This is a genomic window from Microcystis sp. M53603_WE2 (assembly GCF_030065435.1).
Window position 1 is genome coordinate 1 of the sequence record NZ_JASJFF010001215.1, and the last position, 8,279, is coordinate 8,279.

Here is an 8,279-nt window from a genome sequence, read left to right on the forward strand (position 1 = left end):
CTGTAGGGGCGAAGCATTCGGGCAATAACCTATCGGTGAAACCGTAGATTTTCTATCCGAATGCTTCGCCCGTACTTTTTCAGCAAACCCTAAGTGGGTGGGTGGAATTAAATATAAAATGAACGTAGGTTGGGTTGAAGCATGAAACCCAACGCCCGCATGGGTTACGCTACCGCTAACCCATCCTACAAATAATTGTGCCTACCTACTTAATTAGCAGCCCCAATCAAAATAAAGGGCGACCAAAAATAAGGATGGCTTTTAATTTGACTCAGTTTGGCCTGTCGCATGGCTTCACTTTTAGTCATGCCATTCTTGAGATTTTGATAAAATTGGGTCATAATTTCGTCACTGGTATTATCTTCAGCATTCCAAAGACTGGCTATTACTGATTTAGCACCGGCTCTTTCTAGGACGTAAGCAAGTCCTGAAATTTCCTGGCCGTCTGCGTTGGCTTCCTTGGCGGTTTGACAGGCACTCAGGGTGATTAATTCGGTATTTTTTAAGCCTAATAATGCGGCATCAGCGATGTTATATTGCTCTTTATTGGCGAAAAGAATAGTATTAGCTTGCATATCCAAATTAGGACAGCCAGCGAGGTCAAAACAGCCGTGAGTTCCTAAGTGTAAAATCGAGAAGCGAAAGGCTTGTTTTTTGAATATATCTAGAGTTGCGTTTGTACCGAGATATTTTTCACTTCCCGGAAAGATTTTGCTGATACTTTCTGCTTCTATTTCTGTGCCTTTAAGATCAACTTTTTCTTTTTTCTCCGTGTCAAATAGAAAAGGTTTGGGATTAGCTAGAGCTAAGGCTTTGAGAGTGGAGCGATCTGTTTTCGTTTTTTGAGTAGCAAGAGAAGAGGTCGAGATACGAGTTAAATAATAAATCGGATATTTTTTTAGGAGAACTTGGTCATTTTTCTTATCGTAGAGAGTTTCAAAGGGAATATAGCGCAGTTGTCCGGTAGCGATAATAGCGATATTTTTCGGGGAACTGGTGGCGATTTGGGACTCAATGGGACGGATTAAAATCTCGTATAATTTACTACCGGTAACGAGGTAGTCGGCATTTTTATAGTCGGCTAATTGGGTACGGTATTGACTGACAAGTTGATTAAAATCATCGCGTTTTGCATCACTTTGAATAACGATTAATTTTTCTCTAGTAACGAGAAATAGAGCGACTTTATCGCGGAGGGGAACGGGTTGAATAACGAGGGTATCAGGAGCGATATTTTTCTGGAGTTGGGCGATGTCGGTGGGTTTAGTTTCAAAAAGTTCAGCAATTTCAGGATATTTATCTCCGATAGTTTCCGCATTTTTATACACTTTCTCCTCCAATTGTCGGATCTGTTGTGCCAGTTCTTGGGAGTATTTATCCTGTAGTTGTCGGCGCATTCCTTCGAGTTGTTGATTGTCGGTGTTCCAGTTATCAAGTGCTTTTTGTGCATCGGGATCAGCAACTTTCGCATTAATCAGGCGATTGTAATCGGCGAGATCGGCAGTAGTGGCGAGGTTGCTCCATTCAAATGCTTTTTCGGGTTGATTTTGCTGGATGAGGAGGTCAATGAGGTGAGGAAACGTTTCTAAGACATAAACATTACCTCCCCAATGCTTTTCACGGTATTTACGAGGTACGTCACGACGTGACTCAATAATAAGATTAGCACTTTGCTCTAAATAGCTTAAGGCTTCGCTCGGACGATTTAGCATCTTGTAAGCTATACCAATTTTGCTCAGAACCATCTCCTTATTGCCTTTATATTCTTGTCCATAAGTTTTAATAAATTCTGATAACGCCGATAGATAGTAAGTAAGTGCTTGTTCATTATTTCCTTCCTTCATATACAAATCACCAACTTCCAAATTACCTCTAACTCTTGTAACTTCGGCGAATCTAACCGGTAAAGAAAACATTTGATTATAACAATCTAGTGCCTTCTGCTTTTCATCAAACTTGACGTATACCTGACAGAGAGCCTGAAGTGAATTGCCTTTAATGAATAGAATATATTCGGATTTTGTGAATTCCGACAGAGTTTTATCCATAGCCAATTGATCAAGAATAAGAATACCCTTCTGCAAGTAACTAATCGAATTCTTTTTATCATCTAATTCAGCGTAAGTACGGCCAATCTTAACGAGATATGCTGATTCTGTTACACGATTTACTAGAGGCTGATATTGAGATTGATGTATAGTTAGTGCTTGTTGGTAAAAATTAAGACATTCTAATGTATTTCCATAAGATTCAATAGGCTTTTGGTACTGTCCAAGAGAGTAGTAAGCATTTCCTACTGAATATATACAAATATCTCCTAATGTGGAAAAGATAAATTCTTGTTTTGGTTTATCTCCTAATTTTTGATAACCAATGAGTGCTTTTTTTAGGTTTTCACTAGCCGATTTAATTCTGCTCTTTTCATTGATTGAAAGTGGCCTTATTAATTCTGCTGGTTCCGAATACCATGCTGTTAGAGCTTCATTAAATATTCGGTCAGTTTCTCTACGGAGATCGAATTGGTCGGTAAAGGTTCGAGCGATTGCTGCCGGGATAAAGGCGTATTCTCTCCCCCTATCAATTCGTTGAGATGCGGTTCCTATCGCCGTATACAGTGATTCTGATTGTCTAAAATAGTCAATAGCCTTTTGGTACTGTCCAAGAGAGTAGTAAGCATTTCCTAAATTAAATAGTATTATTGTTTTTAAATTAATGGGTCTTATGTTTATAAAGTCATCGAATAAGCCATCACCATTAGAATCGTATTTATTCAAGATTGCTAAAGACTGTTCAAGGTACTCGATCGCCTTCTGGTACTGTCCGAGGGAGTAGTAAGAAAGTCCTAAGCCACCTAAAGAATTAGCTTCCCCAGCGCGATCGCCGACATTCTTCATGATAGCTAAAGACTGTTGATAAAACTCGATCCCTTTTTGGTAGTTTCCGAGGAAGTTATAAGTGTTCCCTAACACAAATAGTATTATGCCTTCTTCTTTTCGATAACCGTTTTCTCTCGTCAAAGCTAAATACTTTCGATAAGACTCGATGTCTCGATAGCCTATTTCCTGGATAATAGCTAAAGACTGTTGCTGATAGTCAGTTGCTTTTTTATACTGTCCGAGGGATTGGTAAGCAGCTCCTAAATTCCCCAAAGAAATGGCTTCTCCTTCGCGATCACGAATCTCCCTCGCAATAGCTAAAGACTGTTGATAAAAATCGATCGCCTTTTGGTACTGTCCGAGAGACTCGAAAATGATTCCTAAGTTGCCTAAGTCAATGGATTCCCGTTCGCGACTATGGATCATTCTATTGGTAGCTAAAGACTCCTGAAGAGATTCAATCGCCTGTTGAATCCGTTGCTGCAAAAGCTGATCGGCTTCTGCTTTCCTCCCATCCGTATTTTGCGCTATTACCGCAGGGACGAGAGAGGAGAGTTTCCCGTTAACAACTGGTAGGGTGACGGTAGCCACTAGGGAAAGGGTAAGTAATGCGTAAAATTTGGGATTCATAGTTATTTCCGCTATCAGTTATTAGTTAATCTACCTCATCATGAGTTCCAATGTTAATCAAAACTATCCTATCTGTTTTAGTTTTTTCGTCTCGTTCTAAATAGAAAATGATGCGGCAATCATAACTACTTCCCATCTACAAAAGGGTGATTCTTGACAATCCCATAAGCGTAGGCTGCTGCCAAAGAAGCCATGTCAGGAGGCGACTCAGAATAAGCCAGAAAATTTTGCGGTCGGGAAAGTGCGCTTTCTAGCAACCCCTCATCTCGAATACCCTCTAATCCACCATGCTCGGCTATTTGGCGGTGATGAATCGCGAGAGCTACCCCATCAGCTATCCAGATTAGCTGGTTCATGAGCCTAAGTTGCCAGCTTTCTCAAAACATTCCAGTCTTCGCGCATCACTTCCTCCGCCACTTCCATTTGCTGGACAAATTCGGGGTCGTAGGGTGTAAGCTCAAAGCCATTCGGCGTTTCCAAGACGTAGAGCATATCGCCTTTACTAAGGCGCAGCTTCTCCACCAACTCTTTCGGGAAAATCACCCCCATAGAGTTCCCTACCGTTGTGACTTTTAACTTAATCATCGTTTTTTGACTGAGTAAATATGTCAATTATAGCACCTCCCATATTTCCTGAATTTCTCACATCACTTAACAATTTAGTATTAACTTTCCGAACCATTGTCTAATCTCTTGTTTTTCACTCTCTTCCAACGGAAAATCAATATTTTTGAATCGTTCGGCCGTTCTCTGTTTGACTCCTAAAATCTCAATCCCTACAATCCTATCCGTCTCATCGTAATCATAGATAATCCCCAGCGCTACTTCCTCAGAATCAATAACCTTTCCCTCAAAACGACGAATATAAGCGGCATTAGCGGCTCGATCATAGTTTATTTTCATAGTTTCCCCTTTAATCGGCGTTCAAAATGGACAGTTACCAAAAGATTATAATTACTAAGTAGGTAGGCGTTAAAAATTATCAGAAACCCCCCTTATCAAGGGGAGCATGGGGGATCGCCACCCCCCTTATCAAGGGGAGCAGGGGGGATCAAACCCCCCTTATCAAGGGGGGCAGGGGGGATCGGCACCCCCCTTATCAAGGGGGGCAGGGGGGATCGAACCTAAAATCCATTTTCAATTTAATTTCACCCACCTACTTACCCATGAAAAATAGACAAGAATACCTCAACGCCCTAGTCAACTTTGACCAACCCCTATCAACTATCCTCCCTATCCTAAAAACCTTTCCTTGGGACAGTAGCGAAGCAATTATCACCCTAAAAAAAGAGCATCTGATCGATATTCTCGATCGCTATCTTAATAACGCTCTATCTGCCACCGACTTAGAAAACTGGGCCGATGCCATCGAATGCAGAGAAGATATCGCCTATGAAACAGATGAGGAATATCTCATCAATGACATCATCTTTGACCTCGCTAATCCGACATTAAACGATCCACTATCACCAAAAATAATCGAACAATACATCAGCCAACTTTCCCATTTAAAGTCTTCCTTAATTGCCTAAAAAATAGGCTTCTTCTTTGTGAATTTTAACGGGGGTTTACTTGAATCTCAATTTTGTCCGAGGGGTTGAATTTAATTTCCTCAACAACGTAGGAACTCTTACTCGCCACCCCTTCGATCCCTCTTATTTCTAGAGGATCTAGCGAGGTTATAGTTACTTCCGCTTTTCCTTCATTAACATCAACAATTTTGAAATTCTGTAAAGGTTCCTGCCAGCGTTTTCTATTCTCTTTTGGATTGCTTGATCCCCCTTCCCCACGAATAACAAGCTCTCCGCTTTTGATAATAACCTTGCCTTGAAACTCTATCTGTTTGATCTCTTTCATCGCCACTTCTTTTGTTTTTGATTCTCTCCCTAAAGCGATCGTTTTTGCTTGGGAATCGAACTTGATTAATCTCCCAGATAGAGAAGTGCCATTTTTTAAAGATACATTTGTATCATCTGGTATGAATACGGGAATTTTCTTGACGGGAGATCGATCGCCGGTGGCTGGTAGATGATAGCCAGCAAGGGAGGCGATAAAAACTAGGCTAGTTGCGGTTATTATTGGGTAGAGTTTTTTCATCTTTACCTTGCCTGAATGATCAGGATTTAGTTGGTTCTGTTTTCAATCTTGGATGTGGTGGGTTAGGAGTAACAGTAACCCAACCTAGGGTTTTTTCTAGAGGGTTTTTTCCATATTTTAGCGTCGGGATTGTCAAAGGGGAAGCGTTTTATCTTCTCTTTATGTTAAAACTTATGAAGGTACTCCTTTATGCGGTAAGCGATAGAAATATGACTCTACAAGAGCTAATGCGGTGGGTGGAAAAATTATCCTCGATCGAGAAACGGCAACTGATCGAAAAAATTACCGCAGAAATGGCATCGGAATCGGCAGAAATTAATCAACCCCGTCCCTCTTTATGGGGTATATGCGCCGATTTAGGACAGGCTCCCTCGGCTGAAGATATCGATAAAACCCGACGAGAAGCGTGGGGAGATTTTACGGCAGAGGATATTTAAGTGTTAAAAGCAAGTTTTAAGTAGGTAGGCGTTAAAAATTATCATACACCCCCCTTATCAAGGGCGCAGGGGGGATCGGCACCCCCCTTATCAAGGGGGGACTAAGGGGGGATCGAACCTATTCCCCGAATATAATTGGATGCGGTGGGTTAGCGATATTCGTAACCCAACCTGCGGTTTTTGTCAATATATTTTTACTTTCCGAAACCTTTGTTCGGGCGGTTTTGTTTGGCAATACGGAGGGCTTTTCCGGTTTTACCATCCTGTAGTGCGATCCGCATCGATCGCTTTTTCTGGTAGGATTGAATATCCGCCGCTAACGGATGAGAGTTATCGATGCGTAGATGGGTTAAAGAACAGACAAGACTCGTTTGTTTTCCCGATTCGTTTTTTAGGGAACAAATAATTCCCCCCTCGTCTCCCATGTAGAAAATTTTATCGATCGAAAACTGGTGATCGGGTTTGTATCGCTCGCCTTTTGTTTCAGCTAGTTTTAACGTTTCGGGAGTTGCACGCACAGGGATTGGTAAACTCGCTTCCATTTTCTCAATTAAAAAACGAACTTGTCGGGGATCGTCGATGGACATGGTTATTCTCCTTGATAAAATACAAAGAACTGGCGATAGAACCCGATCGATCGAGTAGGATAGCGATCGAAAACGCCAATCAGGGACATTTTGCCGTGAGCGCTCCGAATTCTCCCCCTCCCGGAACACAGATACTAGGAACCTTCGCCAGTCTTCTCGGTTTGCTGGGGATTTTTCTCTATTTTACGGGATGGATCTATCGGTGGGCCTATTTCGGCTGGTTTAGCCTTGAGATTAACCGTCTGGACTTGCCCTTGCGTTCCTTCCTTTTCGTGCCGATACAGGTCTTCTGTGGCGATTTCGGGGCGTTTCTGCGAACGTTTCTGGCACTGGTTGCCGTTGCCTTTGCGATTCAATTTACCCTCTGGATTTTGTCTCCCCTGCCATCCTATTCAATTGTCAGTCAATTTAAACGGAAATTTCATCAAAAATTTCACCCTCTAGGTTTATTAGTCCGGGGAATTCCCGAATCTCTCCGAAAAGATTTGATCGCTGTTATTTGGCTATTAATTATTCTTTTTTGGTTAGCTCGAATTCAGGGATCGAGCGATGCCCGTCGCGATGCAATTAATGATACTTCTACCTTACCGGTTATCACTTTAGTTTTACCGGAAAAACAGATAGCGATCGGTCGCAATCCTGATGATGTTTTTACCGATCCTTCTCTCAAAGGTTATCGAATTATCGGTGAGACCAAATTACTCGAAGAGCTGCGGGGAAAAGAAACGAATGATAGTAAAGTTAATCCCCCGCGAGTTTGGCGGTTATTAATTCAAAATAATAATTAGACTTATGTTTTTCGCGGGTTATCCCCCCAGTCGGCAGAAAATGAACGTCCGGCGATTCTAGCCATTCGCGAGGATAAGGAGGGACAATTGTTGATTCTCGCACCGGATGTCCCATAATCCCGATGAGAGTCAATCGGGGAAATTATCAAAAGCGATCGTTAATAAAAAAAGTCTAAAAGTCGCACCCCACAAGGTTTTCGGCGTTGTCAGATCAGAAGAGGAAAGATGCAATGCTCTGGTGCTGATTCGGAGCATCTTTCCATTTGACAACGCCGATTGTAGGGCTAATTCATGAATTAGCCCTACGCCGATTGTAGGGCTAATTCCACTGCTAAATCGAGCGACCCCTTCGACTTGGCTCAGGGCAAGTCTTGTTCCCCACTTAAGCCCAACTATCGGCAATATTCGTTCATTAAACACTAATTGTCAAGATGCCATGTAATCTTTCCTATCAAAGTAATTTCAGTTCCGGTGCTGATTGGGAGCATCTTTCAATTTGACAACGCCTTTCATTTTTCAGCCAGCATAATCGGGCAGTTTTCGCCCCTAGGAGCAGGGGTAAGGGGTTGGTGCTTCTTGTCCCTTACCCACCCGCGTCAGTCCTGCTGAAAAGGCGGATTCCTGGGATTAACGTCCAATCCCGAGATAACGGAAACCGGCTGCTGTCACCACCGCAGGATCGAGGAAATTGCGACCATCAATTAACACGGGTTCGCGCATGGTTTTAACCATTTTGCCGTAGTCGAGACGGAGGAATTCTTGCCATTCCGTCACCACCACCAAAGCGTCACAACCATCGGCCAATCTTTCTGGATCCGATTCGATAATCACACCGCTTAAACCGTGACTTAAACCACTTTGGGA

9 protein-coding genes and 1 pseudogene are annotated in these 8,279 nt (G+C 42.4%); 3 read left to right on the top strand and 7 right to left on the bottom strand.

Annotated elements, in window-relative coordinates; translation table 11 throughout:
- Positions 1-209 precede the first annotated feature (209 nt).
- From PX481_RS25385 to PX481_RS25400, 4 genes are all read right to left on the bottom strand, one after another.
- Positions 210-3,506, bottom strand: a complete 3,297-nt coding sequence (locus tag PX481_RS25385) for a CHAT domain-containing protein (protein ID WP_288024466.1) — start codon at positions 3,504-3,506, stop codon at positions 210-212.
- A 125-nt stretch (positions 3,507-3,631) separates the two neighbouring features.
- The gene (locus tag PX481_RS25390) at positions 3,632-3,862 is read right to left on the bottom strand and encodes a type II toxin-antitoxin system death-on-curing family toxin (RefSeq protein ID WP_238141869.1); all 231 of its coding nucleotides are present in this window, start codon (positions 3,860-3,862) and stop codon (positions 3,632-3,634) included.
- 4 nt (positions 3,863-3,866) lie between these two features.
- On the bottom strand, positions 3,867-4,091 hold the full coding sequence (locus PX481_RS25395) for an AbrB/MazE/SpoVT family DNA-binding domain-containing protein (protein ID WP_012267820.1): 225 nt from the start codon (positions 4,089-4,091) through the stop codon (positions 3,867-3,869).
- 66 nt (positions 4,092-4,157) lie between these two features.
- The gene (locus tag PX481_RS25400; protein ID WP_072924165.1) at positions 4,158-4,409 is read right to left on the bottom strand and encodes a DUF2283 domain-containing protein; all 252 of its coding nucleotides are present in this window, start codon (positions 4,407-4,409) and stop codon (positions 4,158-4,160) included.
- A gap of 263 nt (positions 4,410-4,672) precedes the next feature.
- Here PX481_RS25400 and PX481_RS25405 point away from each other — a divergent pair, with 263 nt between their 5' ends.
- Positions 4,673-5,038: a hypothetical protein gene (locus tag PX481_RS25405; protein WP_288024200.1), complete on the top strand. Its 366-nt coding sequence runs from the start codon at positions 4,673-4,675 to the stop codon at positions 5,036-5,038.
- A gap of 25 nt (positions 5,039-5,063) precedes the next feature.
- Here the strand turns inward: PX481_RS25405 and PX481_RS25410 are convergent, their stop codons facing one another.
- Positions 5,064-5,603, bottom strand: a complete 540-nt coding sequence (locus tag PX481_RS25410) for a hypothetical protein (protein ID WP_288024203.1) — start codon at positions 5,601-5,603, stop codon at positions 5,064-5,066.
- Positions 5,604-5,776: 173 nt separating this feature from the next.
- Here PX481_RS25410 and PX481_RS25415 point away from each other — a divergent pair, with 173 nt between their 5' ends.
- A complete protein-coding gene (locus PX481_RS25415; protein WP_287970217.1) occupies positions 5,777-6,040 on the top strand; it encodes a hypothetical protein in 264 nt (87 codons plus the stop codon).
- Between the two features lie 194 nt (positions 6,041-6,234).
- Here the strand turns inward: PX481_RS25415 and PX481_RS25420 are convergent, their stop codons facing one another.
- On the bottom strand, positions 6,235-6,627 hold the full coding sequence (locus PX481_RS25420) for a hypothetical protein (protein ID WP_002748454.1): 393 nt from the start codon (positions 6,625-6,627) through the stop codon (positions 6,235-6,237).
- 11 nt (positions 6,628-6,638) lie between these two features.
- On the opposite strand from PX481_RS25420, the pseudogene PX481_RS25425 reads away from it, so the two are divergent.
- Positions 6,639-7,532, top strand: a pseudogene (locus PX481_RS25425) (hypothetical protein).
- Between the two features lie 510 nt (positions 7,533-8,042).
- On the opposite strand, the gene PX481_RS25430 reads toward PX481_RS25425, so the two are convergent.
- Positions 8,043-8,279, bottom strand: a 237-nt coding sequence (locus tag PX481_RS25430; RefSeq protein ID WP_288096735.1) for a UDP binding domain-containing protein, incomplete at its 5' end; no start/stop codon positions are given.

Coding starts and splice junctions, on each gene's coding strand:
- PX481_RS25385 (WP_288024466.1), bottom strand. CDS start 3,506: ATGAATCCCAAATTTTACGCATTACTTACCCTTTCCCTAGTGGCTACC.
- PX481_RS25390 (WP_238141869.1), bottom strand. CDS start 3,862: ATGAACCAGCTAATCTGGATAGCTGATGGGGTAGCTCTCGCGATTCAT.
- PX481_RS25395 (WP_012267820.1), bottom strand. CDS start 4,091: ATGATTAAGTTAAAAGTCACAACGGTAGGGAACTCTATGGGGGTGATT.
- PX481_RS25400 (WP_072924165.1), bottom strand. CDS start 4,409: ATGAAAATAAACTATGATCGAGCCGCTAATGCCGCTTATATTCGTCGT.
- PX481_RS25405 (WP_288024200.1), top strand. CDS start 4,673: ATGAAAAATAGACAAGAATACCTCAACGCCCTAGTCAACTTTGACCAA.
- PX481_RS25410 (WP_288024203.1), bottom strand. CDS start 5,603: ATGAAAAAACTCTACCCAATAATAACCGCAACTAGCCTAGTTTTTATC.
- PX481_RS25415 (WP_287970217.1), top strand. CDS start 5,777: ATGAAGGTACTCCTTTATGCGGTAAGCGATAGAAATATGACTCTACAA.
- PX481_RS25420 (WP_002748454.1), bottom strand. CDS start 6,627: ATGTCCATCGACGATCCCCGACAAGTTCGTTTTTTAATTGAGAAAATG.